The following is a 24,604-nucleotide window of genomic DNA, read 5'->3' on the forward strand; positions in this document are numbered from 1 at the left end:
ATCAGGCCATTCAGTCCTTCGAGGTCACCGCCGTGTCACGGTCGGCCGCGCGTTTTTCCGGCCGGGGTCAAAATAATAATTGCATATGCAACTACTATGAGCTATACCGTCTCCATGTTCGACCGTTGCATCTACTTCAACACCACGGCGCTTGCGCGCCAGCTCGACCGCGTCTGGACGGCGGCCTTTCAGCCCTTCGGCCTGACGCCGCCGCAAGGCTTCATGCTCAGGGCGGTGCTTTTGCGGCCGGGCCTGTTGCAGAGCGAACTGGCCGACGAGCTGAAGATCGCCCGGGCAACCGCGACACGCGGCCTCGACGGGCTGGAAGCCAGGGGCCTGATCGTCCGAACAAAATCAACCGGTGACAAACGCGAGTCCCTGATCACGCCGACGGCGGAGGCGATTGCGATCAAGGACGCGCTGAACGCCGCCAGCGGCGCGGTCACCCAACGCCTGCAAGGCGTTTTCGGCGACCAGGTGTTTGCCGGCTTCGTCGAGCAGGCCAAGGCGATCGCCGCCAAGCTGGAATGAGCCAATCACGACCCATGAACCCTTCACAATAGTTGCATAGCTAATCATAGGAGAGAGAAAATGCCTATCCTCACCGTCAAGATCGCAGCCCAGCGCAGCGACATGCTGACCGACAAGGTGGCGGCGATGCTCGCCGAACACACCAGCACAATCCTCGGCAAGAAGCCCGAAGTGACGGCAATCGCCATCAGCTATATCGACCCGCGTGACTGGATCATCGCCGGCCGCTCGCTCGCCAGCCACGGCAAGTCGAGCTTTGCGCTGGAGATCAAAATCACCGACGAGACCAACACCAAGGACGAGAAGAAGCGCTACATCGCGGCGGTTTTCCAAGGCTTTGCCGACATCCTCGGCGACATCCACGAAGAGAGCTACATCCACGTCCATGACGTGCGCGCGGCGTCCTACGGTTATGGCGGCAAGACCCAGGAGTTCCGCTATCACCATCCGTGATGGCACCCCTGATCACCGCATCCGACGTGGCGCCATGCCAGGTCCTGGGGCGCGTGGCCTGTCTTGAGCCACGCAAATCCTGGGCGTGCCTGTCTTGGCCGCGCCGGGCCAAAAACCGCCTAGCGGAACTTGCGTGTGAGCAGCGACACCAGCCTGGGTGCCGCCATGATCAGCACGGCGCCGACCAGCCAGACCACGACCACCAGCGGCTTGAGCACGGCACCGACGAGCGCGAAAAATCCGCCGAGCAGGCCCGACGTCTCGGCACTGCCGACGACACCGACAACCTCCGAGCCGATGCCGGTCGCGGCCGCCGCATCCCGGCCGGTCTGCACCAGGGCGCCGGCATTTGTCGACGTCCAGGCGAGCACGCCGTCGACGAGGCTGTAGCCGCCCCAGGCCAAAAGCGTCCACACCACCAGCACGACAAGCGCTGCCGTGCTGCCGAAGCCGGGCAAACGCGAGCGCGGCGCGGTTTTTGCCGACGCCACACGCCCGTCGCGCCCGAAGGCTCCGTCGTTGCCCGAACGCTGACCCCAGTTGCCGCCGCCATGGCCGCTGCCGCCGCGACTGCTGCCGCCATGGCTGCTGCCACCGTGACTGCTGCCGCCATGGCTGCTGCCACCGTGACTGGTGCCGCCATGACTGCCGCTTGAGGCCTTGTCGCCAAGCCGCTTGCCGATTTCGCCGAGGACCGAGCCAAGCAGGCCATCCCGGCCCTTGCCGCTGTATTTGTTCCTGAAATCAAACCCGCCCATCGACGCTCTCCTAAGGTTCCGCGCCGAACACGCATCGGCCGGGCCATAGATAGGCATTCCAGATGTTAGAGATAACGTGACAGAGTGCTGACAGTTTGACGCAGGCAGGGTCAGTGGATGCGCTCCAGCGGCGCACAGCTGACCCGCTCCATCTGCAATGTGGTGTGGTGCAGGTCGAACTTTTCCTGCAGCCGCACCTCCACCGCCCGGCGCACCGTCTCGGCATCGGCGCCCTCCTCCAGCACCACATGCGCGGTCAGCGACGCCTTGCTCTGGGTGATCGCCCACAGATGCAGATCGTGCACCGAGGCCACGCCGGGCACGGTTGATATCGCCAGTTCCACCTCGGCCAGCTCCATGCCAGGCGGCACGCCTTCGAGCAGGATGTTGATGCACGCCTTGAGCAGCACCCAGGTGCGCGGGAAGACCATGAAGCCGATTCCGACGGCAATCAGCGAGTCGACCCACGTCCAGCCGGTCAGCCAGATGACCACAGCACCAGCAATGACGCCGAGCGAGCCCAGCATGTCGGCCCAGACCTCGAGATAGGCGCCCTTGACGTTGAGGCTGTTGTCCTTGTGTTGCGTCAGAAGCCGCATCGAGAGGAAATTGACGGCAAGGCCGATGACGGCGACGACAAGCATGCCGAGCGAGGCGATCTCGGTCGGCTGGGACAGCCTGACATAGGCCTCATAGAGGATGTAGAAGGCGACACCGAGCAACAGCAGCGCGTTGAAGGCGGCGGCCAGGATCTCGAAACGGGCATACCCATAGGTGCGCAACAGGTCGGCGGCGCGGCGCCCGACCTTGATGGCGATCAAAGCGATCGCCAGCGCCATGGCGTCGGTCGCCATATGCATGGCATCCGAAATCAGCGCCAGGCTGTTGGTGACGATGCCGCCGATCACCTCGGCGACCATGAAGCTGCCGGTCAGGCCCAAGGCCAACCACAGCCGCGACACCGGCGTGTTTTGCATGTCGCCATGATCGTGGTCGCCGCTCATCAAGGCCTCCGCTCGCCTTCTCCTGACACAGGCTAGACCGAGATGGGCGACGGACGAAAGACGCAGCGCTCACACGTCTGTGCGAACGGCGACGCTACCCGGCCGCCGCGACGCCGTCCGGCTCCTTTTCGAGCAGGAAGTCGATCACCGCGCGCACCGCCGGCAATTGGCCGCGCCGGTGTGGCGTCAGGATCGTCGTGGTCACCTGGCCTGCCGTCCAGTCGGGCAGCAGCCGCACCAGCCTGCCCTGCGCCACCGCATTGGCCGAGATCAGCTCGGGCAGGCAGACGATGCCGAGGCCGGCTTCCGCCGCCATCAGCAACGGCACCGATTCATCGGCATGGAAACGCTGCCGCGGCGCCACCTCGACGATGCGGCCTTGCCCATGGCGCAGCCGCCAGCTCCTAGACGTCATCGAGCTCATCAGCCCGTCATGGCCTGCAAGCGCCTCCGGTGTCTCGGGTTCGCCATGTGCCGCGACATAGGACGGTGCCGCCACCACCGTGATCGCATCTTCGCTCATCCGCCTCTGCATCAGGTCGGAATCGGGCAGCGGCGCGAAGTGGCTGCGCAGCGCGATGTCGAAACCGTCCTGCACCAGGTCGACGAAGCGGTCGGTGACATGCAGCTGGACCAGAAGCCTGGGATGGCGACGCGCCAGCAGCGGCAGCCGATGCGCCAGCCGGAACTGCGCGTTGGGCACCGAGGTGGTGATGCGGACTGTGCCGGCCGGCTCGGCCAGCCGCTGCAACACAACCGTCTCCACTGCCTCGGCCTCGATGACGGCGGCTCGGGCATGGTCATAACAGTCGCGGCCGACGTCGGTCAGCGTGAAATTGCGCGAGCTGCGGTGGATCAGCACCGCGCCGAGCGACGCTTCGAGTGCCGCCACCCGTTTGCTGACGGTCGATTTGGGGCAGCCGAGGCGCCGGGCGGCGGCGGCAAAACCGCCGTGATCGACGGCAGCAGTGAAGAACTGGAGATCGTTGAGGTTCAGCATCAAAGTCTACGTATGTGGACGTTTTGTTTCAGATTGCCCGACTACAGCATCAAAGTCCACGGGAATACATCAGGGTTCTCAACAATGGAGACCTGACATGACAACCCTACCGATCTTCACCTCCGGCTTCCCGCTCGGCTCGTCGGCCGGCCTCGTTACCGCCTTCGAATGGCTCGGCCAGCCCTACCGGCTGACCCGCGTCGACATGCTGGGCGAGATGCGCACCGAGGCATACAAGCGCTTCAACGGCCGCGTGGAAACGCCGGTTCTGGTCACCGATGACGGCCGCGTTTTGACCGAAACAATGGCGATCGCCTTGTGGCTCGAAGCCCGCGACACCGAGCGCCGCATCAGCTTCGAACCGGGCACGCCGGAGGCCGACAGGATGCACCAGATGATCGCCTTCCTGAACACTGCCTTCACCGGCGCCTTCGGCCCGCTCTGGGTGGCGCTCGAAGCCGAACACGCCACCGAAGCGGAGCGCGAGACGCTGCGCAAGTTCGGCCGCGACTTCGTCACCACCCGCCACGCCCAGCTCGAGGCGATGATCGGCGACAGCGCCTATCTGCTCGGTGACAAGCCGACGCTGGCGGATGCGGTGTTTTCAGGCGTGGCGCGCTGGGTCGAGTTCCATGAGGCGGTCGACCCGGCCGACTACCCGCGCATCCTCGCCCTGCGCAACCGCCTCGAAGCCGACCCGGCCTTCCGCTTCGCGGTGGCGATCGAGGACGGCGACGTCACGGCCAAGGGCAGCGGCGCGATGAAGGGGCTGGTGCCGCTCGCCCAGGTGCTGCGCGACACCGCTGCCGCGCAGGCCGCCTGAGCGGTCAGGGAGAAAGGGCTGCGCGTTGTCCGGCGCGCAGCCCTTTTTCGGTGCGGGTGGAAAGACGACGCTCGATATGGTCAAGTCCACGGCATGAGCAGATCTCGAACGATGCGGGGTGGATTCCTGACCTTCAGCTTCTGTTCGCCGAAATCGGCGACCAAAGGGTTCCAATCGTAAACCGGCCTACCAGCTGAGCGCCTCCAATTCTGTCGTCATGGGCTTCTGAACCAAAGACTTAAAACCTGCCATTCGTCGCGGCGTTCAGATCTTGCTGCCAGATGCCATGTAGAGGCGTTGCTGTTTCGCGATGTCGGGCGATCAACTCACCACGCAAACGGACGAATTGGCTCGAACGACACGGAGATGGATGCGTCGCCGTAATCGAGTCTCTTCATGACGCACTCGACATCTGGTTGTCTCAGACCGGAGCAGCACGCGCCCCTACAGCCCCGGAACGTGGTCAAGACCGTCGTCCGACCGGCCTCGAGCCAGAGGGACACAGTCCACTTCACAGTCTGGACGCTGCCGGTTCAGCGCCAGTCCTGTTCTTTTGGCGGGAACATCGGCGCAACCTCGTCAATTGTTGGGCCGCACCCTGGCCGCCGATTTGTCGGCAAAGGCCGCAAGACGGGCGCGGGCGTCAGGCTGGGTGTTCACCACGCCCGCCACGACCGCCTCGGCATAGGCTGCATCCAATGCCGACATGTTCTGCATGTGGCTCACGGCCGAGCAGATGGCAAAGTTCGAAAGCGGTAAGTTCTGAGCCGCCTTGCGAGCCAGTTCCATTGCCTTTTCAAGGCTGGAGCCTTCGGTGATGTATTGCGCAAGCCCCAGACTGACCGCCTCTTGCCCCTGATAGACACGGCCCGTCAGCATCATGTCGATCATCCGCGACTTCCCGACCAGATCGGTGACGCGGATCGTGGCGCCGCCGCCCGTGAAAAGTCCGCGTTGGCCCTCGGGCAGCGCGAAATATGTCGTCTGGTCCATCACCCGAATGTGGGCCGCGCTAGCTAGTTCCAGACCGCCGCCGACAACGGCACCCTTCAGTGCGGCGATGATGGGGACACCACCGTACTCCATCTTGTTGAACGCCTCATGCCAACGCATGCAAAGATGCATGAACTCGGCCGGGCTGCGGTCGGCCTGATGATGCTCGACCAGGTCCAGCCCGGCGCAGAAATGATCCCCGTTGGCGGCGAGCACTATGGCGCGGATCCCTGCGCGCGGCGCAGTCGAGAAGAACTCGACTAGCTCTTCGATCATGTGCGAATCGAGCGCGTTGCGCTTGGCGGGACGGTTCAGGGTGACAACCCAGACGCCGTCATCATGCGCCTCGATGGCCAGGTTTGCGAAGCGGGTGCGGTCGATCTCAACGGTCATTCTGCGGTCCTGTTCAAAAAGGCAAGTGGATCAGAAGGCGGCGTCCAGGAGGCTTGCCTCACCCTGGATGACGCGGGCGCGCTGGAGACCAGTCTCGGGCAGGATGTGATGCGCGTAGAACCGCGCGGTGGCAGTCTTGGCGATCATGAAGTCGCGGTCGCCGACGAATGCTTCGCCCGCAAGGACCGAGCGCGCCATCTGCCAGCCTGCGACCAGGTTTCCAGCCAGAATGAGATAGGGCACGGCACCGCCATATGCTTCGGTCGGGGGGGCGGACAGAAGGTAGGCGACGGTCGCTTCGAAGTCTTGCCGCGCTGCGCCGAGCCGTGCAGCGATCTCCTGCGCGACCGGTGAGCCGCCATTGAGCGCCTTTTCCGTCTCTGCGATCATCGCGGCGATACGGGTTGCCGTGGTACCACCGTCGCGCAGGGTCTTGCGGCCTAAAAGGTCGTTGGCCTGAATGGCAGTGGTGCCTTCGTAGATCGGGAGGATGCGGGCGTCTCGGTAGTGCTGGGCGGCTCCGGTTTCCTCGATAAAGCCCATGCCGCCGTGAACCTGCACCCCCAGAGAGGCGACGTGCACGGCCATTTCGGTGCAGTACCCCTTGACCAGCGGCACGAGGAATTCCGCAATCGCCGCGTCGCTACGGTCCTGCCAACCCGCAGCAAAGACCGCCAATGCACGGCAAGCTTCGGTTGTGGCGCGCATGTGCGAAAGCATCCGGCGCACATCGGGATGCTGGATGATGGCGACCGCCCCGGGGGCGCTGCCGTCGACCGGGCGGCCCTGGATGCGGGCTTCCGCGTATGCCAGTGCCTGTTGGCTCGCGCGTTCCGAGATCGCAACCCCCTGGATGCCGACCGCAAAGCGGGCGGCGTTCATCATCGTGAACATGTACTCCAGCCCAGCGTTTTCGGCCCCGATCAGAAACCCGGTCGCGCCCTCGTAGTTCAGGACGCAGGTCGGACTGGCCCGGACTCCCAGCTTATGCTCGATACTCTGGCAGGTCACGCGATTGCGGCTGCCGTCGGGAAGGACCTTCGGCACCAGGAACAGGCTGATCCCCTTGACGCCCCCCGGGGCATCAGGCGTGCGGGCAAGGACGAGATGGATGATGTTCTCGGCCAGATCATGTTCGCCATAGGTTATGAAGATCTTGGTACCGGTGATCCGATAGGTGCCGTCGCCTTGCGCCTCGGCGCGCGTTCGCAGCAGTGCCAGATCGCTACCGGCCTGCGGTTCGGTGAGGTTCATGGTGCCGGTCCAGCGCCCCGCAACCAGATTCGGCAGGTAGACGGCCTTCATCTGATCCGAACCGAAATGGCGCAAGGCTTCGATAGCGCCATCGGTCAGGAGAGGGCAGAGCGCAAAGCTCATGTTCGCGGCATTCAGAATTTCGCCCGCCGCAGCGCCCACAGTCCGGGGTAGGCCCTGGCCGCCGTACTCCACGGGATGCGGCAGACCTTGCCAGCCCATTTCAACGAACTTGGTATAGGCTGCGCGAAAGCCTCCGGGTGTGGTCACCCGACCAGCGTCACAGCGCGACCCTTCGCGATCGCCGGGGAGGTTTAGCGGTGCGATTTCCTCCGCGCAAAAGCGGCCGAACTCCTCAAGCACGACGGCAGCCGTATCCAGATCGATTTCGCCCGGCGCGGCAAGGGCGATGTTGAAAAGCAGGTCCTTTACGGGAGCTTCCCAAGTCATGATTTTGACCCCAGATCACGAGCGGCTGCGCGCAAAACGAACTTCTGGATCTTGCCCGTGGCGGTCTTTGGCAGTGCGCCAAAAACCACCGTCTTCGGCGCCTTGAAGTGAGCAATGCGGTCGCGGCAAAAGGCAATGAGTTCTGCCTCGGTCGGGGCCGGGCCTTCGCGAAGTTCGACGAAAGCACATGGGCTTTCGCCCCATTTCGGGTCCGGGCGGGCCACGACGGCCGCCGCAAGCACGGCAGGGTGGCGATAGAGGACGGCCTCGACCTCGACCGAGGAGATATTCTCGCCGCCTGAGATGATGACATCCTTCAGCCGATCGCGGATTTGCACGTAGCCGTCGGGATGGACCACGGCGGCGTCGCCCGACCAGAACCAGCCGTCGGCGAAGGCTTCGGTCGTGGCGGCGGGGTTCCTGTAATATCCCTTCATCACAGTGTTGCCCCGGATGGCGATTTCGCCCTGGGTCAGGCCGTCGCGCGGCACGTCGGCTCCGGTCGTGCGGTCCACCACACGGATATCCTCGACCATGGGAAACGCCACGCCCTGCTGCGCCTGCTTCTCGGCTCTGGCAGAGGCGGGCAGCCTATCCCATTCGTCCTGCCACAGGCACTGCGAGATATGGCCGAATGTTTCGGTCAGGCCGTAGACCTGCATGACGTCGAGGCCGAGGGCCGAGGCCCTTTCCAGGATGGCGGGCGGCGGCGGGGCGCCTGCGGTTAGCACCCTGATCTTCGGATCGAAGGGGCGTGCATCGGGACTGTCGCAGAACATCTGCAGCACGATCGGCGCCGCGCCCATATGGGTGACCCGATGCGCGGCTATGGCAGCCAGCAATTTCGCCGGGGCGATGTCGCGCGTGAAGATCATATGGCCGCCGACGATCGCCATGGCCCAGGGATGGTTCCAGCCATTGCAATGGAACATGGGCACGACCGACAGGTAAGTCGGGTGCGGCGGCAGGGCCCAGCCCGCGACCGTTCCCATCGCCATCAGATAGGCGCCACGATGGTGATAGATCACCCCCTTCGGCCGTCCCGAGGTGCCCGAAGTATAGTTCAGTGCCAATGCCTGCCATTCATCTTGCGGCAGCGCCCAGTCCATCGGAGGATGGGCGGTCAGATCGTCAAAGGTGGTCTGGCCAAAGCCGGCATGGCCCGGAAGGTCCGTGATATCGACCACCGGAAGGTCCCTGCCATTGATCTCGAACGCATGACGCAAAAGGGGAGCAAGCGCGGTGTCGGCGATCACCAGCCTGGCGTCCGAATGGTCGATGATATAGGCGACCGTTTCGGGCTCCAGCCGCGTGTTGATAGTGTTCAATACGGCGCCGAGCAGCGGAACGGCGTAGTGCAACTCGAACAACTCGGGGATGTTGGGCGACAGAACCGCCACCGTATCCCCCGCCTTGACGCCCAATGCTGCCAGCCCCGCGGCGACGGACCGACAATGCGCAGCGGTCTCGCGCCAAGTGCGGCGACGGTCGCCGTAGGTCAAGGCGGGGAGGTTCGCGTAGACCGTTTCCGCCCGCTTCAGAAAGGACAAGGGCGACAGCGCCACGTGGTTGGCAGCGTCCCGCATCGGCGCGTCAAAGTGCTGTTGCATGGCGCGCCTCAGAGGAAAGGAAGATCGACCAGCCTAGCGGCAACCGGACCATGATCGCGCAGAACCTGGACCGTTTCGCCGGTGGGAACGCCTGCGTCGACCAGCGCATAACCGATGTTGGCTTTCATGCGCGGCGACCAGACGCAGTTCGTCATCATTCCGATGCACTGGCCATTTCGGGTGATCTGCTCGCGGTGGAAACCGAGCGGCGCGGGCGCCTCGCCCTCCAGCACCAGGCCCAGCTGATGTCGCCTTATTCCTTCGGCCTTGATCCGGCGCAGGGCCTGAATTCCCACCACGTCGTCGGGCACGTCAAGGTCCACATATTTGCCCAGACGCACTTCGAACGGGTTCGTCGCCTCGTCCGTGTCCCCGCCGACCGATATGAGACCGCTTTCGGTACGTTCCGCAGTGGCTGGCGCACCGGGCCCGATACCCCAGGGGCGGCCTGCGTCCTTGAAGATGTTCCACAACTCGGTGCCGCGTTTGCCATCCTTCAGGTAGATCTCGAAGCCGCCTTGCTTCGACCAGCCCGAGCGCTGCACCGCAACGGGGATGCCCTTGATCTCGGTTTCGCGGAACCAGAAGTATCTCAGGCCCCGTATCCAGTCGCCCAGCACATGGGCCACGACATCCTCGGCCTTGGGGCCCTGCAGGGCCATCGGCGAGACGTCGGGTTCGCTGACCTCCACATTCAGGCCGCGCTCGGCGGCGATGGCCCCGGCCCAGAGCCAGATGTCGCTGTCGGCGATCGAGAACCAGTAGAGGTCGTCGGCCAGCTTCAACAGGATCGGGTCATTGATGATCGTGCCCCGGTGATTGCACAGCGGCACATATTTTCCCTGTCCCACCTGGCAGGTCGAAAGATTGCGCGGCGACAGGATCTGCGCCAGCCGCCCGGCGTCCGGGCCCTTCAGCTGCACCTGGCGCTCAACCCCCACATCCCATTGCGAGACCCCGTTGATCAGACGCCAATATTCCGCCTCCGGGTCGCCATAGGAGGTCGGCATGATCATGCGGTTGTAGATGCTGGCAGCGGTCATGCCTTCGGCAACCGCGCTGGCGTAAAAGGGCGATGGGCGCAGGCGCGCCGATGGAAACACATTGAACATGAAACCTCCCTGGATGCTCCCAGAGACGCCTCTGGCGCGCATTGGTCAAACGACGTATTCGGGGGCAATGCCTATACAAATAGTTATATCTGCGTTTTGAGGCTGTGATGAATCTGGATCTCCCTCCCCTGACCTGGCTCCGCGCCTTCGAGGCCTCGGCCCGGACGCTGAGCTTCACACAGGCGGCTGCCGAATTGCATCTCACTCAAGCTGCCGTCTCAAAACACGTGAAGGCGCTGGAGCAATATGTGCGGCGGCCCTTGTTCATCCGCCGACCGCGCGGGTTGGAGCTGACCAAGTCCGGCGCCGCCTATCTGCCCAAGATCCAGGATGCAATGGAGCGTCTAGCCATCGGCACGCGAGAGGTCTTTGGCCAGCGCCGTAGCAGCGTCCTGACCCTACGCTGCGCGGTTTCCTTCGCCGTCAACTGGCTTGCCCCACGCCTTCCCGACTATCTGAATCGATATCCGGGCAAGACCATCCGCCTTTTATCCAGCGTCTGGAAAGATGCCTTCGACACCGAAGATTTCGACCTCGACATCCAATATGGCAACGGGCGGTGGCCGGGGTTCAATAGCCATCGCCTGACATGGGAGACAATTACCCCACTCTGCGCCCCTTCAAGCCTATTGCGAGAGACCGACGATCTGCGCAACCACAGGCTCCTGCATGTGCTCGGCTACCATGAGGGCTGGGGCATCTGGCTGAAGGCAGCCGGAGCTCCTGAGATCGACGCCGGCAGCGGCCTCCATCTGGACACGTCGCTGACGGCATTTGAACTGGCGGCGCACGGCGGAGGTATCGCGCTTGGGCGCAAATCGCTGGCCGAACATGCTTTGGCTTCAGGACGGCTTATCACGCCGTTTGCCCTCGCCCTGCCGATTGATGAGGCTTTTTACCTGGTTGAGCCCGCAGGCAATAGCACGCATCCAGACGCCGGCTTGTTTACAGACTGGCTTCTGTCTGTTGCGCAAGCATCTAGAACCGCGCGCAATCGCGCCACCTGATCGCACCCGCGCCGCCGCTCTCTGAGACGCTTCATGCCAAGAGTGACCCTCACGGGCCAACGCCGGCTAGGCCGTGGTGGTCATCGGCCCGCCACTCGGCGCGAAGCAACTGGACGGTATCATCCGACATGAACTGGCTACGTCCATTGGAAATTGCCTACGCCATTTACTATGGAGATAGTGACCTTGGCGCGATCTGATTTCCATGGCTTTCATGCGCACCTCAATCGCCTCCGCGGCCTTCTTGCGGTGTGAGGATGAGTCAGGCGATTTCCGGTCAAGAGCCGACTTCTTGCTTTCGAAACTGCGGTCCGAAGGCGCTGTCATCGGCATTGCCGGAAACCGGTGCAGGTCCGCAATCCAGAGGCCCGCGACCTGCAAACCCGCGACGGACCGTTCATGTCGTCGGCCTTGCCGATTGCGGGCTTCGCCATCATCGAGGCCGCCGATCTGGCCGCAGCAATCGAAAAGGTTTCGCAGGTGCCCTGCGCGGTGGCGCACGGCGCCTTTGAAGTCTGGCCATGACGACGCCGCGCTTGATCTTGTCGAACAGGCGGGCATGCAGCACGACCTCGCCGCGCATGTTGCCGATCTCGACCCGGTCGCCTGTGGTGATCCCGAGGGCTGCCGCGTCCTCGGAATGCATCAAAAGGTCAGCCCGCCCCTCCTTGTCGCGCGACACCGGCGGCTCGGTGAAGGTCGATTCCATGTGTCGCGATAAAACAGGTTGCATAATGCAATCAGATTTGTGACGCTCCGAAGCACCTCAGCATACCGACTTGGATCGTCTGCGGGCCGCCTGTTGTGCCGCAGCCCCCCAGAAGGAGACGACATCATGCCGAAATTCCTCACCATCGGATATGGCGACCAGGCCGGATATGACCGGACCTCACAACCCGTCCGCGACGCCGCCCACGCGCAGGATGCAATGCTGCGCGCGGAGGGCGCATTGATCGGAATCGCCGGTGCGCCCGTGCAGGTGCGCAATCCCGAAGCGGCGGGTCCGGAGACGCGGGATGGCCCATTCATGTCGTCGGCCTTGCCGGTTGCCGGCTTCGCCATCATCGAGGCTGCGGATATGGCGGAAGCGGTCAAGAAGATCTCAGGCGTTCCCTGTGCCGTTGCGCATGGCGTCGTCGAAGTGTGGCCGCTGGAGTAGGCAAACCGGCTCCAAGAGCCGACGCAGAGCAAATGCGCGCCGCCTCGACAGCCTGCGCAGCTATCTCACGCTGCCGAGATAGTGAAGATGACAGGTATGGGGTGGTTTTCTGCCCGGCTGCTTTTGGCGAGCAAATGATGTAAGCGGACGCTGGATCAGCCCGGCACGGAAATCGGCAATCATGCCTGGCGGTGAGGATCTGCGGTAACCTTGCTTCTTAATTATCGTGATCGTAGCGCACATTTTTCGTATGTATGTATAAGTCGCCGGAGCTGAAATTCGTGATGTTGTGAGATGCCTCCGAGCCCACACGCGTTCTCCTTGAATCAAATCGATCTGAATCTGCTTCGTACGTTCGACGCATTGATGCAGGAGCGCAGCGTCACAAAGGCGGCGGAACTGCTTGGTCGGACGCAGTCGGCCACAAGCCATTCACTTTCCAGGTTGCGGCATATCTTCAAGGACGAATTGTTTTCTCGCGATTCAGGGGTGATGGAGCCGACGCCTCGGGCGAAAGAACTGGCTGCGGTTCTTACTCGCGCGCTGGCTGACATTCGTCAGGTCGTCGAAAGGCATCTGAATTTCGAGCCGGCAAGCACATTCAGAAACTTCAGGATCGGCCTCTCGGATTCCTCGGCCGTTACGATCCTTCCGAGCCTCATCCAGAACTTCTCGGCTCAGGCGCCAAATGCCACACTCAACGTCTTGCACACCAGAGAGGCTGAAGTCCTCGACTTGTTGAAATCCAAGCAAATCGAATGCGCGGTGCTCGGCAACTTTTCGCTCAAGAGTGACCAGATTACAGTCGTGCAACTGTCGACGCACAAGATGGTCTGTGCCGGCTGGAAAGGGAATGGCCTGCTGGATGATTTCACCCAAGAGCGCTACCTGTCTTCGCCTCATCTTCAGATCTCTGCAGACGGCAAGGCGGATGGCGTTGCCGATATCGTTCTGAGAGGCCTTGGCCTCAAGCGGAAGGTTGTCGCCACCATTCCGCACTATCTCGTGGCGCCTTGGATCATCAAGGACACGCCTCTCATAACGGTTTTTGGCGACAACTTCATTTTCGCGGTCTCCGAAGAAACCGAGACCAAGATCGTTCCGGCCCCGTTCCCTCTCCCGGACGTTCGGGTCTCCATGATTTACGAACGTGGTTTGGAGGCCGATGCGGGACATGCCTGGCTGCGAAGCCTGATCATCGCCACGACAGAGGTTCAGCGGGCATTGAAAGAAGCGGCGTATGGACGCCTGAACATCTCCGGCGGCCGTCAATCTCAACAATAGGCGTGCGCCAGGCGTTGGCCCCTGATGGGCTGTTTCACGACGGCACTATGCATGGCATGCATAGTCTTATGTCACATTATCAATTTCACCGATCATGCAGGCGACTGCTATCCGTAGGCCACGGTTCAAACAGGGAGGAACCAATGAAGCGTAGCCTTACAACGAGTGGCGTGGTTCTTGCGCTCTCGGCATTTTCGACCATCAGCAGCTTTGCTGCCGACATTCCCGTAACGGATGCCGTCAAGACCAGTGGCAAGCTCACAATCGCCAGTTCGCTCGCCTACGCCCCCTTCGAGTTCACTGACGCCTCCGGAAAGCCGGCTGGCCTGGACATTGAGATGGCTCAGGCCGCTGCCGACCTGATGGGGGTGAAGCTGGAAGTCGTCACAATTCCCTTCGCCTCGCAGATTCCGGCTCTCGCATCGGGGCGCGCAACGATGGCCTGGACCACCTTCACGGTGCTGCCTGAGCGTTTGAAGCAGGTGGACTTCATCTCCTTCATGGAAACCGGCTCCGTGGCAACGGTGAAGCCGGAGGACAAGGACAAATTCACAAAGAAGCTTGACCTTTGCGGGCACGCTGTCGCGGTTCAGACCGGCACTTCCGGCGATATCGCTGCCGACCGGATCTCGGCCGATTGCAAGGCCGCCAACCTTTCGGAGATCAACAAGCAGATCTATCCGGAGCCAAAGGACAGCATCGCTGCGGTGCTTTCAGGTCGCGCCGAGGCCTGGTTGGATGACTCGACGGCCACAGGCTATTTTGAGAAAACGAGCAAGGGGCAGCTCGTCGTTACCGGCGACAGCTACTATCCGTCACCGCTTGGGATCGCAGTCCCGAAGGGAGACAAGGCTACGGCAGCCATGGTGGATGCCGTCCTCAAAGAATTGATGGCGAACGGCACCTACAAAAAGCTGCTCGACAGTTACAACATGGGCAAGTCGTCCCTGGACGCGCCGGTCATCTATACCGACGTCTCTCAACTGAACCACTAACCGCCATTTCTCATCCGAGATCGACTGAACGCCCGGTGGCCTCGACCGCCGGGCGGGGAGAGCTGTGCGACACCCATGAAAAACGATCAAAACTCTGCGGCAATTGCCAAGCTTAAAGTGGTTCCGCTGCCCCACCCGTTCCGCCTCGCGGCGATCATCCTTGTCCTGTCGCTTCTCGCGCTGGCAGTTCGCAGCGCGGCAATGAACCCCAAGCTGCAATGGCCCATCGCCGGAAGCTATCTCTTCAATCCGCTGATCATGAATGGTCTCCTGGTGACCCTCATCGTGACCGCTCTGGTGATGGTGATCGCCGTTGTCCTGGGCACGATTGCGGCACTTATGATCTTGTCGCCGAGCCGGCTGCTTTCAACGCCGGCAAAAGTGTTCGTCTGGTTCTTCCGGGGAACGCCGGCGCTGGTCCAGCTCATACTCTGGTACAATCTGGCGCTGATCGTTCCGCGCTTCGAGCTTTGGCTGCCTGGTCTTGGCACCATTTTTTCCATTTCGACCAACGACGTCATGACGCCTCTGGTCGCGGCCGTCGTCGGCCTTTCGCTCCACGAATCCGGCTACATGGCGGAAATCATCCGCAACGGCCTGCAGTCGGTCAACCAAGGCCAGCGGGAAGCGGCTCTGTGCCTCGGGATGAAGCCGAGCCTGTTGATGCGCCGCATCATCATCCCCCAAGCCATGCGAGTAATCATCCCTCCATCCGGCAACGAGACGATCAACCTGCTCAAGACCACTTCGCTGGTCAGCGTCGTTGCGGTGGGTGACCTGCTTTATTCGGCGCAATCCATCTACGCCCGTACGTTCGAGACCATACCGCTGTTGCTGGTTGTAACCTTTTGGTACCTCGTTGTCGTGGCGATCATGTCGATCGGCCAGTTTTACCTGGAACGCTATTTCTCCCGGGACAATGCCACCCGGCAAGGCAAGGGCATGCTGAAAGCAACATTCGGCAATGCCTTCTCCGTTCGCAGGAGGGTCACACAATGACTGTTTCAAGGACACATCACGGCCGCTTTGGTATCGACCAGAATGTCATGGTCTATGCCGAAGGCGTCCGAAAATCCTTCGGTTCCCTCGAAGTGCTTAAAGACGTCAGCCTGAGCGTCCCGACAGGCAGCGTCGCCTGCATCATCGGGCCTTCGGGTTCGGGCAAGAGCACGTTCTTGCGATGCATCAACCATCTGGAGAAGATCGATGGCGGCCTGCTCCTCGTGGATGGGGACTTCATAGGCTATGAGCTCAGGCAAGACCGGCTCCATGAACTGCCAGACAGCGCAATCTGCCGCCGTCGTGCCGAGGTCGGCATGGTGTTCCAGCAGTTCAACCTTTTCGGCCATCTGACCGTCCTGCAGAACGTCATCGAGGCACCAGTCCATGTCCGGGGTGAATCGGTCAAATCTGCCACGGAGCGGGCGGTCCATCTCCTTGGCAAGGTTGGTCTGGCCGAGAAGTGTGACGCTTATCCACGACAGCTCTCTGGTGGGCAGCAACAACGCGTGGCGATAGCTCGGGCGCTTGCCATGCGGCCCAAGGTCATTCTCTTCGACGAGCCGACTTCGGCGCTCGATCCCGAACTCGTTGGGGAGGTTCTTGCCGTCATGAAGGATTTGGCGCGGGACGGCATGACCATGGTGGTGGTTACCCACGAAATCGGCTTCGCGTCAGAAGTCGCTGACCAACTCGTTTTCATGGACGGTGGCGTGGTTGTCGAGCGTGGCGTTCCAAAAGAAATGATTGCAAATCCGCAATCAAAACGCCTCCGCGAGTTCCTGGCGCGCGTCAAGTAGTCCGCTTCCATAAGCAACCAGATATCGACCCCGTGAAACCACGGGGCAAGGAGACCCCATGTCCGCAAAAACTGCTCGGTCTGCATCCGAGCAATCGCTCCATGACTTCAGCAAGGCGATAGATCGGTCAGCTCTCAGCACCCTCAAGTGGGAGATGGAAATCGACCGACTGGGCGACAAAGACCTTTTCTCGTTTGGAACCGCCGATCTGGATTTCCGGTCGCCACCGGCCGTCGTCGAAGCGCTGCATCGTGCGGTCGAAGCCGGCCATTTTGGTTATCCCCTGAGACGACCCAGCTACTACGACGCGGTCACGGGTTATCTGAGCAGACGTTTTGGATGGCAGGTGGAGAAGACGTGGATCGACGCGTGTGTCGCGATTTATCCATCGATGCACTCGATTATCATGGAACTGACCCAGGCCGGCGACGAGATCATCTACCAGCCACCCGTCCACCACGTTTTTGCCGAGATCGTGAAGGCCAACGACCGCGTGCCCGTCGCCAATCAACTGATCAATCGCGGCGGCACATACGAGATGGATTTTGCCGGGCTGGAGGCCTGCATTACTGACCGAACAAAGTTGTTGTTGCTCTGCAGCCCGCATAATCCGGTTGGTCGGGTCTGGACTCGCGACGAGCTGAAGGAGCTGGCACGCATATGCTCCGAACGCGGAGTCATCGTGGTTTCCGACGAGGTCTACAGCGGGATGCTGTATGAGGGAACGGAATTCACACCCTTTGCTGCGGTTTCAGAATGGGCTGCGATGAATTCCTATTGCCTGTTCTCACCAAGCAAGCCCTTCAATCTCACCGGACTGAAGCATTCCATCGTTGTCACCCCGAACCCGGTCCTGCGGGATGCCTTCCGGCGCGGCTTGCTGCGCGCCAATCTACAGTATGGTGGCAGCGCACTTGGATACGCCGCTGCCGAAGTGGCGTTCCGAGATTGTGACGATTGGAGCCACGCGCTGATGCACCATATTGCCGGCAATCACGCATACGTCACGGATTTGATCCGGTCATTCCTGCCCGAGGTCACGGTTCCGGTCGCCGAAGCAGCATACTTCGCCTGGCTGGATCTCTCCAGGCTCAACACGCCGAAGACCGTCTATGAGCCGCTGATTGAAAGGCAGGCGAAGCTCGTCGTGACCTATGGCGAGCCGATGGGGCCTGGTGGAGAGAACCACATCCGCATCAACCTCGGCACTTCGAGATCGATCCTGGAGGCGGGCATGCGACGGCTGCTCTCCGTACTCGTTCCACTTACCGGACGTTCCTTTGATGAAAGCGCTTGCTGATGGCAAGCACGGCGGAGACGCGTCTCGCAGCCCTCACTGGGCATTGAGTTGCCGGACCTCCGACCGCAGTGGCGACGGCGCATCCCGCCGCCATTGCCACCTTGCTGTTCGATTCGCCGCCGGAGAGGTTGTGGACGAGGAGCCTGTGTTATTGCACGGGCGATATGACCAACGATGCGATGGCCAGTCCGGTGGCCACAAGCAGCAAGAACCATAATAATTCCTGTCTGTTCATGGGCTGCCAACTCATCTTCCCAGATGTTTGACGTCGGGGTCGTGCAACTGGGATACCGCTCCTTGGTTCACGGGTTTCGACAGTGATGTCGGCTGTGTTCACGCGTAGATTTCATGACCATCGCCATGGGCGGTCCGCCCGGCGTAGCGTATCAATGCGAACAGACAATCGCCAGACGCGCGATGCCGATGGTTCTTGCTGTCTGCAACGCCATGAGTTTCGGATCTGTGTCGGTCGTACCAACTTCCGATGCGCGTTGCGAACACTCTGTCGTGCCGGGGATGTCATGACCCCAACTCAAATGCGTGGGTCGCTGCGCGATCGGATCAGCCGGCCAGGGCCCGCATGATGTTGGGCACGGCAGGCAGTGTGAGAAGCGCTGCGCATCCCAGCCAGATCGACGCAACGACGACGCTTTGGGGGCGCGCCGAAAGGCGTTCGTAGAGTGCGGCCGGAACGCCTGCCACCATCAGGGTGAGCGTCGACAGGATGAGCGCGCTCGCCATGTAGACGAACTGGCTGGTCGGTGGCGCCCAGGACGGGTACCAGACCGGGTACAGCACGAAAAGCACAAGCACCCAGGGGGAGAAGATACCGTTGACGGTGGCGATCGCCATCACCGGAACCAGACCCGTGCGTTCCATGTCTCAGTTCCCCGCCGTTGCGCCGGGTGCCAGCCCGGCGTTGAAGAGCATCATGAAATAGCCAAGCCGCAGCGCCATCAGCCACAGTGCCGCGAAGATCAGCACGACCGGCTGGGCCAACACTGCAGGCGTGAGGTAGCGCACGGCGCGCACCACATGGTCCGTGACGAAGCGGAAGCCGCGCCAGATGAAGTTGTCCCAGTTCTCCGGCACGAAAAAACCGAGAACCAGCCGCCCGATCAATGTGTACATCACTGCTGCCAACACGAAATTGGGCAGGTGGAAATACCAGTAGCTCCAGAATTCGTTCATGCACGCGGTCCAATGGGGATCATGGGGGGGATCATGGGGCGGTCATGCGAGCCATAGCGGCATCGCGCAAAAAAGAAAGAGGGGTCCTGTCCGGACCCCTCCCCTGACGTCCGATGCGATGATCAGGCCGTCTTTTCTTCCATGATCGTCTTGCCGCGAGGAACACGGATCTCCTCGATGAACTCCTGCAGCTCGTGTGACGGCTCCTTGGTCAGGCGCGAGACGACATACATGACCGCGAAGCCGACGGGCAGGCCGAACGCCGCCGCCGACAGGTTCTTCACCCCGCCCCAGTTCGCGATCGACTGCGCATGCTTGTCGAACGCCGCCCAGGCGGCTGCCTGAGCATCGGGGGCAGCGGCCGCAAAGGCGGCTTTGAGCTCCTCGAACTTGGCCAACTGCTCGGCCGTTGCCGTCGACAGGCCGCTCCACATCTCCACGAAGCCGACCGCGCCATAGCGGGTGCCCAGCAGATAGTAGAGGCAGATGCCGAAGCCTGCGATCATGCCGGCAATCGCCCCCGCCGAATTGGCACGCTTCCACCAGACGCCGAGAACCAGCGCCGGGAAGAGGCCTGCCGCCGCAAGCGAGAACGCCCAGGACACCATGGCCAGGATGTCGGCAGGCTTGGTCGAGGCGACATAGGCCGCCGCGATCGCCACCAGCACCAGAAGCACGCGCGACACCACCAGGCGGCGCGCCGTCGGTGCGTTCTGGTCGATCATCTTGTAGTAGATGTCGTGGCTGAGCGCGTTGGCGATGGCCAGAAGCAGGCCGTCGGCCGTCGACAGCGCGGCCGCGAGACCGCCGGCTGCGACAAGGCCCGAAATGACATAGGGCATGCCTGCCATTTCCGGCGTGGCAAGCACGATCATGTCGGCATTGAGGTTGATGTTGGCAAAGCCGATATTGGTCACACCCTGTTCCGCGCAGGCTGCGGCGATGGCGGCTGCGTCGATGGCAGCCTTGCCGCAGATCTGCACCAGCGCGTTGTCGGCTGCGGCCCAGCGCATCATCCATCCCGCCTTCTCGGCGATGTTGTCCGGCGTCAGGCCGGAAGCCACCAGGTCGAGCATGGTCCACTTGGCGAAAGCGGCATAGGCCGGCGCCGTGAAGTAGAGGATGAAGATGAACAGCAGCGACCATGCCACCGAGACGCGCGCCTCACGCACCGAAGGCGTGGTGAAGTAGCGCATCAGCACATGCGGCAGCGAAGCGGTGCCGACCATCAGGCACAGGATGAGCAGGAAGAAGTTGAGCGCGTTGTAGCCGCCGTGGACGAACGGCGTGATGTGGTGGACCGCGATGCCCTGCGCGGTTTCGAGCGCGGTGATGTTGGCCAGCGCCGTGCCCTGCATGATCTGCGGGATGGGGACGCCGGTCTTGACCGTGGACATCCAGATCGCCGGAATGAGGTAGGCGATGATCAGCACGATGTATTGGGCAACCTGCGTCCAGGTGACTGCGCGCATGCCGCCAAGCATGGAGCAGACCAGAATGCCGGCAAGGCCGACATAGACCGCGACGTTGAAGTCGAGGCCGAGGAAGCGGGCCGAGATGATGCCGGTCGCATAGACCTGCGCGACGACATAGGTGAAAGAGCACGAAAACAGCACGATCACGCCGATGAAGCGGGCAAGATTGCCGCCATAGCGCGCCGAAAGGAAGTCGGGCACCGTATAGGCGCCAAATTTGCGCAGATATGGCGCGACCAGAATCGCGACCAGAACATAGCCGCCGGTCCAGCCCAGGACGAAGGCGAGGCCGTCATAGCCGAGCAGGTAAAGCGTACCGGCCATGCCGACGAATGAGGCGCCCGACATCCAGTCCGCACCTGTCGCCATGCCGTTGTAGATCGCAGGCACGCGGCGGCCGGCGACATAATATTCGCCGACCTGCATGGTCCGCGACAGAATGCCGATGACGGCATAGATCAGGATGGTGAAGCCGACGAACATGTAGCCGATGATGTAGTTCGGCACGCCGGCGGCGCTCAGGATCGCCATGAGGATGACGAAGGCTATGAAGCCTCCGGTGTAGATTCCGTAGATGCGGCCTAGATTGGAGACGAAATCTCCGCCGCCGCTGGTTGTCGTCGTTGCCATGGTTCCCCCCTCACTCTTCCGACACACCGTGCTCTTCGTCGATGCCGTTCTGCTTGCGTGCAAACCAGAAGAGCATCACGACGAAAGCAATGAGCGAACCCTGCGCGGCCATGTAGAAGCCCAGCGGGAAGCCCAGAATGACGATATTGTTGAGTGGGCCGACGAAGAAGTGGATGACATATCCGAAGAAAAACCACAGCCCAAGCATAAGAAACATGAGACTGCGGGTCTTATTCCAGTAGCTTACGCGGTCCGGCGTCGCCATCGCGTTGATCCCTCCCTTGATTTACAGCCTGTGCAGATTCTCCCCGACCAACCGGCCGTTCAGCAAGTCGCCAAGCTCCCGCAAACGGGAATCTGGCGAGCGTCGGCGTCATGATGGACTCAGCCGACGCTGCTTGAACTCTAGCTGTATTTGCAACTGCCCGTTATTCGACTTTAGAATCGGTTCGGCGGGCTGGCTAAGAGGTGTCGCGAAGGCTAACGCTTGGCAGCACGCGGCAGACGAAGGGAATATTGCAATGGGCCTTCTCGATGGTCTTCTTCCGGGATTTCTCCGCAAGGCCACGCCGATCCACAGTACCGCCGATCTGGCAGATTTCATGGATGCGCGCGCCTCGTTCCTGGCGCAGAAGTGCATCGTCGAATTCTGCCGCGTGCGGGCGGGCGTGTTCTGGCAGAAGCTGTTCAGCGAAAAGGAGTTCCAGACCGCGCTCGATCAGGCGCGCTGGCGGGCCTACCCGCCGTGCTACGCCATGGTCGCGGAGATGGTCGAAGGGTCGCTGCGCGAGGTTGCAGCCGGGCGTCAGCGCGGTCTGGAGACAGCGATCGAGCGGGTCGCCCGCATGAGTTTTGCAAAGCACCCTGTTCCCGACGGCTCGCCTGGGACCTTCTGGGAGGACGCGGCCGCCCTGGTGCGCGGCAGACTGGTGGCAGCGCAGGCCGGAGCGCCGCGGCCGGTGCGGGAGATCCCCGATCCGCTGGCGCGGATGGTGTTCGATGCGGTGCCGATCCATCCCGAGTTGCTGACCAACGACTATGACTACATCTTCAACTTCCTGCGGATGAACATCCTGAGAGCGCATGAGGACCTGCTGGAGCTGGCCGATCGCGCCGCGATCGTCGATGAACTGCTCGGCGCGCCCGGCGCTTGACGGGCCTCAGGCGAACATCAGGTCGCGCACCAGCCCCGGCACGGACTGAAGGCGCCTGACCAGCGTCTTCAACTCGCCTTGCTGCTCGCGCGGGATTGCGGCCAGGTCGACGCGGTTGGAGACGGGCACGCCGGCATAGACGTCGCGAATCTGTTGATCCAGCAGCAGCCCGATCAGAAACGCATGGCCGGCCAGCATCGCCTTCATGTCCTGCTCGCCGCCGACATCGCGGGCGATCAACGCCTCGAGACGGTCGCGCGTGCTCAGTGCCCGGATGCCGTGGCGAATTGCCAGCGTCCGTGCCGCCGCAACGATCGGGAACAGGCCGTGCATCTTGATATCGAGCCGGCCGTCGTCGAGCCGCAGGCCGCCCAGAAGCGTGAACGGGTTGTCCGAAACGATCTGCTCGCCGAGGAGCTTGGCAAAGACCGGCTCGGCGTGGCCGCGTGCATAGGCATGGTCGAACAGCGCGTCGCTCAACGCCACGTCACCGTGCACGGGCTTCAAATCATAGACGATGTCGACGTTGAGCAGGTCGTTTGGCCGCGAGCGCCGGACCCATTCCTCGACGCGATTCTTCCACGTTTCGAGACTGCCGCGGAACGCCGCGTTGCGGCCCATGACGCCGCCCTTGCAGTAAGGCACGCCGGCGGCGTCGAGCGTATCGGCGAGCTTTTCGCCAAACATCTTGAACCAGAGGTCCTGCCGACCATCGGGTTCGCCGTGCTCGAAGACGATGGCGTTGTCCTGGTCGGGAGCCAGCAGGCTTTCGCCGCGTCCGCCGGAGCCGAGCACCAGCACGGCGTATCGACAGGGCGGCGCGCCGTGACCCTGCGCCTGCATGGCAAGCTCCGCCAGCACGGCGGCGCGGCGGGTCATGGCGCGCAACTCCTCGGAGATGATCTCGGCGACGATGCGCGGATCGATCGCTTCGGCGAGCAGCGAGCGCACGACGCCGGGAAGCGTGGCCCATGCCGCCGCCAGTTCGGCGGCGCCCGTGGCATGTTCGATCTGGTCGTCGAGGTTGATCGCTTCGCTGGCACGCAGCCTCAGCAGGTCACGCGCCGACAGCACGCCCACCAGCGTTCCGGCATCGTCGCGCACGGCAAGGTGACGTATCTTCAGCCGGTCCATGCGCCCGATGGCGCGATAGGCAAAGGCTGTGGCGCGCACGCTGGCGAGCGGCCTGGAGGCGAAGGTGCCGACCGGCAGGTCCAGCGCATCCGCGCCGCTGCCGGACAGTCGCCGCATCACGTCGCGCTCGGTGACGATGCCGTAGTCGGCGACCGGTCGGTTCGGTTCTCCGGCATCGGACACCAGCAGGGAGCTGATCTTTCGCGTGACCATCAGCTCGATGGCCTGCCGCATGGTTTGGCCCGATGTCACCACCACGGCGGGGGTGCTCATGAGGCTGCCGACGCGGTGGCGGTACGCGTAAGGATCCACCGACTGGAAAACAGGAGCCTGAGGACGCGACACCGGTTCGCTCCAGCCGGCGCGATGGCCGGCTTCAAGATCGCGCGAAAGGGCAAGGCACGCCAGTTCGGCTTCGCCCAGCGTCCGGACGTTGCGCTTGCGCAATTCGGGCAGCAGCGCGATGAAGACCTTGCCAGCCGTGAACGCGTCCCCCAGAGCCGTGTGCCGGCCGGCAACCTCCACGCCCAGCCAGGCGGCGACCGCGTCGAGCGAATGGTCCGCCAGACTGGGATTGGCCACCGCCGCAAGAAGGCGCACGCATAGCGCACGCGGTTTGGTCCAGGGCAGGTTCGCAAGCCGGCATTCGCGCTCCATCACCGCCAGGTCGAAGCCGATGGAGTGGCCGACGAGAACCCGTGGTCCGGTGAAATGCTGGAACCGGTGCCAGGCTGCGGTGAAATCCGGCTGGCCGACGAGTTGGTCGTCGGTAATGCCGTGGATGCGGGAAGCCGCAGGCGGCACAGCTTCGCCGGCATCGACGAGAAGTTCGAAGCGGCGTTCCGGTTTGATCTTGCCGTGCCAGATGCCGACCGCACCGATCTGCAGGATACGGGCCTTGGTGGCGTCGAGCCCGGTCGTCTCGGTGTCGACCGCCGTCGCCGCCATTGAAATCAGGGGTGTCGCGCCGGTCGCCGGCTTCATGTCCGCTCCTGCGAGGTTGCTGAATGCCCGGCTCGGATGTCCCGCTGTTGCCCGGGCCGACAATATCGGCCAATTTTCTGCCGCGGCATAGCGCGACCGGCACGCCAGGTC

24 protein-coding genes and 1 pseudogene are annotated in these 24,604 nt (G+C 62.5%); 12 read left to right on the forward strand and 13 right to left on the reverse strand.

Going from position 1 to position 24,604, the window contains the following annotated elements:
- Positions 1-96 precede the first annotated feature (96 nt).
- The gene (locus N7E70_RS22205) at positions 97-531 is read left to right on the forward strand and encodes a MarR family winged helix-turn-helix transcriptional regulator (RefSeq protein WP_263007653.1); all 435 of its coding nucleotides are present in this window, start codon (positions 97-99) and stop codon (positions 529-531) included.
- A 60-nt stretch (positions 532-591) separates the two neighbouring features.
- Complete coding sequence (locus N7E70_RS22210) at positions 592-984, forward strand: tautomerase family protein (RefSeq protein WP_263007654.1); 393 nt, start codon at positions 592-594, stop codon at positions 982-984.
- 119 nt (positions 985-1,103) lie between these two features.
- On the opposite strand, the gene N7E70_RS22215 is transcribed toward N7E70_RS22210, so the two are convergent.
- The 3 genes from N7E70_RS22215 to N7E70_RS22225 form a co-directional block, all read right to left on the reverse strand.
- A complete protein-coding gene (locus N7E70_RS22215; RefSeq protein ID WP_263007655.1) occupies positions 1,104-1,742 on the reverse strand; it encodes a hypothetical protein in 639 nt (212 codons plus the stop codon).
- Between the two features lie 110 nt (positions 1,743-1,852).
- Positions 1,853-2,746, reverse strand: a complete 894-nt coding sequence (locus N7E70_RS22220; RefSeq protein ID WP_263007656.1) for a cation diffusion facilitator family transporter — start codon at positions 2,744-2,746, stop codon at positions 1,853-1,855.
- A 94-nt stretch (positions 2,747-2,840) separates the two neighbouring features.
- On the reverse strand, positions 2,841-3,746 hold the full coding sequence (locus N7E70_RS22225) for a LysR family transcriptional regulator (RefSeq protein WP_263007657.1): 906 nt from the start codon (positions 3,744-3,746) through the stop codon (positions 2,841-2,843).
- A 97-nt stretch (positions 3,747-3,843) separates the two neighbouring features.
- On the opposite strand from N7E70_RS22225, the gene N7E70_RS22230 reads away from it, so the two are divergent.
- The gene (locus tag N7E70_RS22230; RefSeq protein ID WP_263007658.1) at positions 3,844-4,569 is read left to right on the forward strand and encodes a glutathione S-transferase family protein; all 726 of its coding nucleotides are present in this window, start codon (positions 3,844-3,846) and stop codon (positions 4,567-4,569) included.
- Between the two features lie 579 nt (positions 4,570-5,148).
- Here N7E70_RS22230 and N7E70_RS22235 read toward each other — a convergent pair.
- Genes N7E70_RS22235 through N7E70_RS22250 form a run of 4 tightly spaced genes read right to left on the reverse strand, consistent with a single transcriptional unit; the run spans position 5,149 to position 10,381 of the window.
- The gene (locus N7E70_RS22235; RefSeq protein ID WP_154385128.1) at positions 5,149-5,955 is read right to left on the reverse strand and encodes a crotonase/enoyl-CoA hydratase family protein; all 807 of its coding nucleotides are present in this window, start codon (positions 5,953-5,955) and stop codon (positions 5,149-5,151) included.
- A 30-nt stretch (positions 5,956-5,985) separates the two neighbouring features.
- Complete coding sequence (locus N7E70_RS22240; protein ID WP_263007659.1) at positions 5,986-7,659, reverse strand: acyl-CoA dehydrogenase; 1,674 nt, start codon at positions 7,657-7,659, stop codon at positions 5,986-5,988.
- Positions 7,656-9,269, reverse strand: coding sequence for an AMP-binding protein (locus N7E70_RS22245; protein WP_263007660.1), 1,614 nt, complete (start codon positions 9,267-9,269; stop codon positions 7,656-7,658). The genes N7E70_RS22240 and N7E70_RS22245 overlap by 4 nt, the downstream gene beginning before the upstream one ends.
- Before the next feature lie 8 nt (positions 9,270-9,277).
- The gene (locus N7E70_RS22250; protein WP_263007661.1) at positions 9,278-10,381 is read right to left on the reverse strand and encodes a glycine cleavage T C-terminal barrel domain-containing protein; all 1,104 of its coding nucleotides are present in this window, start codon (positions 10,379-10,381) and stop codon (positions 9,278-9,280) included.
- A gap of 107 nt (positions 10,382-10,488) precedes the next feature.
- Between N7E70_RS22250 and N7E70_RS22255 the strand changes: the two genes are divergently transcribed.
- Both N7E70_RS22255 and N7E70_RS22260 read left to right on the forward strand, forming a co-directional pair.
- Positions 10,489-11,388, forward strand: a complete 900-nt coding sequence (locus N7E70_RS22255; RefSeq protein WP_263007662.1) for a LysR substrate-binding domain-containing protein — start codon at positions 10,489-10,491, stop codon at positions 11,386-11,388.
- Between the two features lie 399 nt (positions 11,389-11,787).
- Positions 11,788-11,913, forward strand: a complete 126-nt coding sequence (locus N7E70_RS22260; protein WP_246670764.1) for a hypothetical protein — start codon at positions 11,788-11,790, stop codon at positions 11,911-11,913.
- Here the strand turns inward: N7E70_RS22260 and N7E70_RS22265 are convergent.
- Positions 11,906-12,094 (reverse strand): annotated as a pseudogene (locus N7E70_RS22265) (molybdopterin dinucleotide binding domain-containing protein); the annotation flags it as partial. The gene N7E70_RS22260 and the pseudogene N7E70_RS22265 overlap by 8 nt on opposite strands.
- Positions 12,095-12,223: 129 nt before the next feature.
- Between N7E70_RS22265 and N7E70_RS22270 the strand changes: the two are divergent.
- The 6 genes from N7E70_RS22270 to N7E70_RS22295 all read left to right on the forward strand — a co-directional run bounded on the left by N7E70_RS22270 (position 12,224) and on the right by N7E70_RS22295 (position 17,925).
- Entirely contained in the window at positions 12,224-12,547 is a 324-nt protein-coding gene (locus N7E70_RS22270; RefSeq protein WP_263007663.1) for a YciI family protein, read from the forward strand.
- Positions 12,548-12,868: 321 nt separating this feature from the next.
- On the forward strand, positions 12,869-13,831 hold the full coding sequence (locus tag N7E70_RS22275; protein WP_246340759.1) for a LysR family transcriptional regulator: 963 nt from the start codon (positions 12,869-12,871) through the stop codon (positions 13,829-13,831).
- 143 nt (positions 13,832-13,974) lie between these two features.
- Positions 13,975-14,826, forward strand: coding sequence for an ABC transporter substrate-binding protein (locus tag N7E70_RS22280; protein WP_263007664.1), 852 nt, complete (start codon positions 13,975-13,977; stop codon positions 14,824-14,826).
- Positions 14,827-14,901: 75 nt separating this feature from the next.
- Entirely contained in the window at positions 14,902-15,825 is a 924-nt protein-coding gene (locus N7E70_RS22285; RefSeq protein ID WP_067963970.1) for an amino acid ABC transporter permease, read from the forward strand.
- Positions 15,822-16,625 carry an amino acid ABC transporter ATP-binding protein gene (locus N7E70_RS22290; RefSeq protein WP_269441416.1) on the forward strand — a complete coding sequence of 268 codons (804 nt, stop codon included), beginning with the start codon at positions 15,822-15,824 and terminating at the stop codon, positions 16,623-16,625. The genes N7E70_RS22285 and N7E70_RS22290 overlap by 4 nt, the downstream gene beginning before the upstream one ends.
- Before the next feature lie 58 nt (positions 16,626-16,683).
- Positions 16,684-17,925, forward strand: coding sequence for a MalY/PatB family protein (locus N7E70_RS22295; RefSeq protein WP_263007665.1), 1,242 nt, complete (start codon positions 16,684-16,686; stop codon positions 17,923-17,925).
- A gap of 561 nt (positions 17,926-18,486) precedes the next feature.
- Here the strand turns inward: N7E70_RS22295 and N7E70_RS22300 are convergent.
- The 4 genes from N7E70_RS22300 to N7E70_RS22315 form a co-directional block, all read right to left on the reverse strand.
- Positions 18,487-18,804 (reverse strand): hypothetical protein, encoded by a 318-nt coding sequence (locus tag N7E70_RS22300; protein ID WP_263007666.1) that lies wholly within the window; start codon positions 18,802-18,804, stop codon positions 18,487-18,489.
- 3 nt (positions 18,805-18,807) lie between these two features.
- Complete coding sequence (locus N7E70_RS22305) at positions 18,808-19,116, reverse strand: hypothetical protein (RefSeq protein ID WP_263007667.1); 309 nt, start codon at positions 19,114-19,116, stop codon at positions 18,808-18,810.
- A gap of 122 nt (positions 19,117-19,238) precedes the next feature.
- On the reverse strand, positions 19,239-21,221 hold the full coding sequence (locus tag N7E70_RS22310) for a sodium:solute symporter family protein (protein WP_263007668.1): 1,983 nt from the start codon (positions 21,219-21,221) through the stop codon (positions 19,239-19,241).
- Positions 21,222-21,231: 10 nt separating this feature from the next.
- Positions 21,232-21,486 (reverse strand): DUF4212 domain-containing protein, encoded by a 255-nt coding sequence (locus tag N7E70_RS22315; protein WP_067963983.1) that lies wholly within the window; start codon positions 21,484-21,486, stop codon positions 21,232-21,234.
- Positions 21,487-21,742: 256 nt separating this feature from the next.
- Between N7E70_RS22315 and N7E70_RS22320 the strand changes: the two genes are divergently transcribed.
- Positions 21,743-22,375 (forward strand): hypothetical protein, encoded by a 633-nt coding sequence (locus N7E70_RS22320; RefSeq protein ID WP_263007669.1) that lies wholly within the window; start codon positions 21,743-21,745, stop codon positions 22,373-22,375.
- Between the two features lie 6 nt (positions 22,376-22,381).
- Here the strand turns inward: N7E70_RS22320 and N7E70_RS22325 are convergent, their stop codons facing one another.
- Positions 22,382-24,493, reverse strand: a complete 2,112-nt coding sequence (locus tag N7E70_RS22325) for a DUF294 nucleotidyltransferase-like domain-containing protein (protein ID WP_263007670.1) — start codon at positions 24,491-24,493, stop codon at positions 22,382-22,384.
- Positions 24,494-24,604 lie beyond the last annotated feature (111 nt).

The sequence above is a fragment of the Aminobacter sp. NyZ550 genome (assembly GCF_025628925.2).
Lineage (GTDB): Bacteria > Pseudomonadota > Alphaproteobacteria > Rhizobiales > Rhizobiaceae > Aminobacter > Aminobacter ciceronei.

What these genes read in the sequence shown, in the direction of transcription:
- N7E70_RS22205 (WP_263007653.1), top strand. Translation starts at nt 97, where the DNA reads ATGAGCTATACCGTCTCCATGTTCGACCGTTGCATCTACTTCAACACC.
- N7E70_RS22210 (WP_263007654.1), top strand. Translation starts at nt 592, where the DNA reads ATGCCTATCCTCACCGTCAAGATCGCAGCCCAGCGCAGCGACATGCTG.
- N7E70_RS22215 (WP_263007655.1), bottom strand. Translation starts at nt 1,742, where the DNA reads ATGGGCGGGTTTGATTTCAGGAACAAATACAGCGGCAAGGGCCGGGAT.
- N7E70_RS22220 (WP_263007656.1), bottom strand. Translation starts at nt 2,746, where the DNA reads ATGAGCGGCGACCACGATCATGGCGACATGCAAAACACGCCGGTGTCG.
- N7E70_RS22225 (WP_263007657.1), bottom strand. Translation starts at nt 3,746, where the DNA reads ATGCTGAACCTCAACGATCTCCAGTTCTTCACTGCTGCCGTCGATCAC.
- N7E70_RS22230 (WP_263007658.1), top strand. Translation starts at nt 3,844, where the DNA reads ATGACAACCCTACCGATCTTCACCTCCGGCTTCCCGCTCGGCTCGTCG.
- N7E70_RS22235 (WP_154385128.1), bottom strand. Translation starts at nt 5,955, where the DNA reads ATGACCGTTGAGATCGACCGCACCCGCTTCGCAAACCTGGCCATCGAG.
- N7E70_RS22240 (WP_263007659.1), bottom strand. Translation starts at nt 7,659, where the DNA reads ATGACTTGGGAAGCTCCCGTAAAGGACCTGCTTTTCAACATCGCCCTT.
- N7E70_RS22245 (WP_263007660.1), bottom strand. Translation starts at nt 9,269, where the DNA reads ATGCAACAGCACTTTGACGCGCCGATGCGGGACGCTGCCAACCACGTG.
- N7E70_RS22250 (WP_263007661.1), bottom strand. Translation starts at nt 10,381, where the DNA reads ATGTTCAATGTGTTTCCATCGGCGCGCCTGCGCCCATCGCCCTTTTAC.
- N7E70_RS22255 (WP_263007662.1), top strand. Translation starts at nt 10,489, where the DNA reads ATGAATCTGGATCTCCCTCCCCTGACCTGGCTCCGCGCCTTCGAGGCC.
- N7E70_RS22260 (WP_246670764.1), top strand. Translation starts at nt 11,788, where the DNA reads ATGTCGTCGGCCTTGCCGATTGCGGGCTTCGCCATCATCGAGGCCGCC.
- N7E70_RS22270 (WP_263007663.1), top strand. Translation starts at nt 12,224, where the DNA reads ATGCCGAAATTCCTCACCATCGGATATGGCGACCAGGCCGGATATGAC.
- N7E70_RS22280 (WP_263007664.1), top strand. Translation starts at nt 13,975, where the DNA reads ATGAAGCGTAGCCTTACAACGAGTGGCGTGGTTCTTGCGCTCTCGGCA.
- N7E70_RS22285 (WP_067963970.1), top strand. Translation starts at nt 14,902, where the DNA reads ATGAAAAACGATCAAAACTCTGCGGCAATTGCCAAGCTTAAAGTGGTT.
- N7E70_RS22290 (WP_269441416.1), top strand. Translation starts at nt 15,822, where the DNA reads ATGACTGTTTCAAGGACACATCACGGCCGCTTTGGTATCGACCAGAAT.
- N7E70_RS22295 (WP_263007665.1), top strand. Translation starts at nt 16,684, where the DNA reads ATGTCCGCAAAAACTGCTCGGTCTGCATCCGAGCAATCGCTCCATGAC.
- N7E70_RS22300 (WP_263007666.1), bottom strand. Translation starts at nt 18,804, where the DNA reads ATGGAACGCACGGGTCTGGTTCCGGTGATGGCGATCGCCACCGTCAAC.
- N7E70_RS22305 (WP_263007667.1), bottom strand. Translation starts at nt 19,116, where the DNA reads ATGAACGAATTCTGGAGCTACTGGTATTTCCACCTGCCCAATTTCGTG.
- N7E70_RS22310 (WP_263007668.1), bottom strand. Translation starts at nt 21,221, where the DNA reads ATGGCAACGACGACAACCAGCGGCGGCGGAGATTTCGTCTCCAATCTA.
- N7E70_RS22315 (WP_067963983.1), bottom strand. Translation starts at nt 21,486, where the DNA reads ATGGCGACGCCGGACCGCGTAAGCTACTGGAATAAGACCCGCAGTCTC.
- N7E70_RS22320 (WP_263007669.1), top strand. Translation starts at nt 21,743, where the DNA reads ATGGGCCTTCTCGATGGTCTTCTTCCGGGATTTCTCCGCAAGGCCACG.
- N7E70_RS22325 (WP_263007670.1), bottom strand. Translation starts at nt 24,493, where the DNA reads ATGAAGCCGGCGACCGGCGCGACACCCCTGATTTCAATGGCGGCGACG.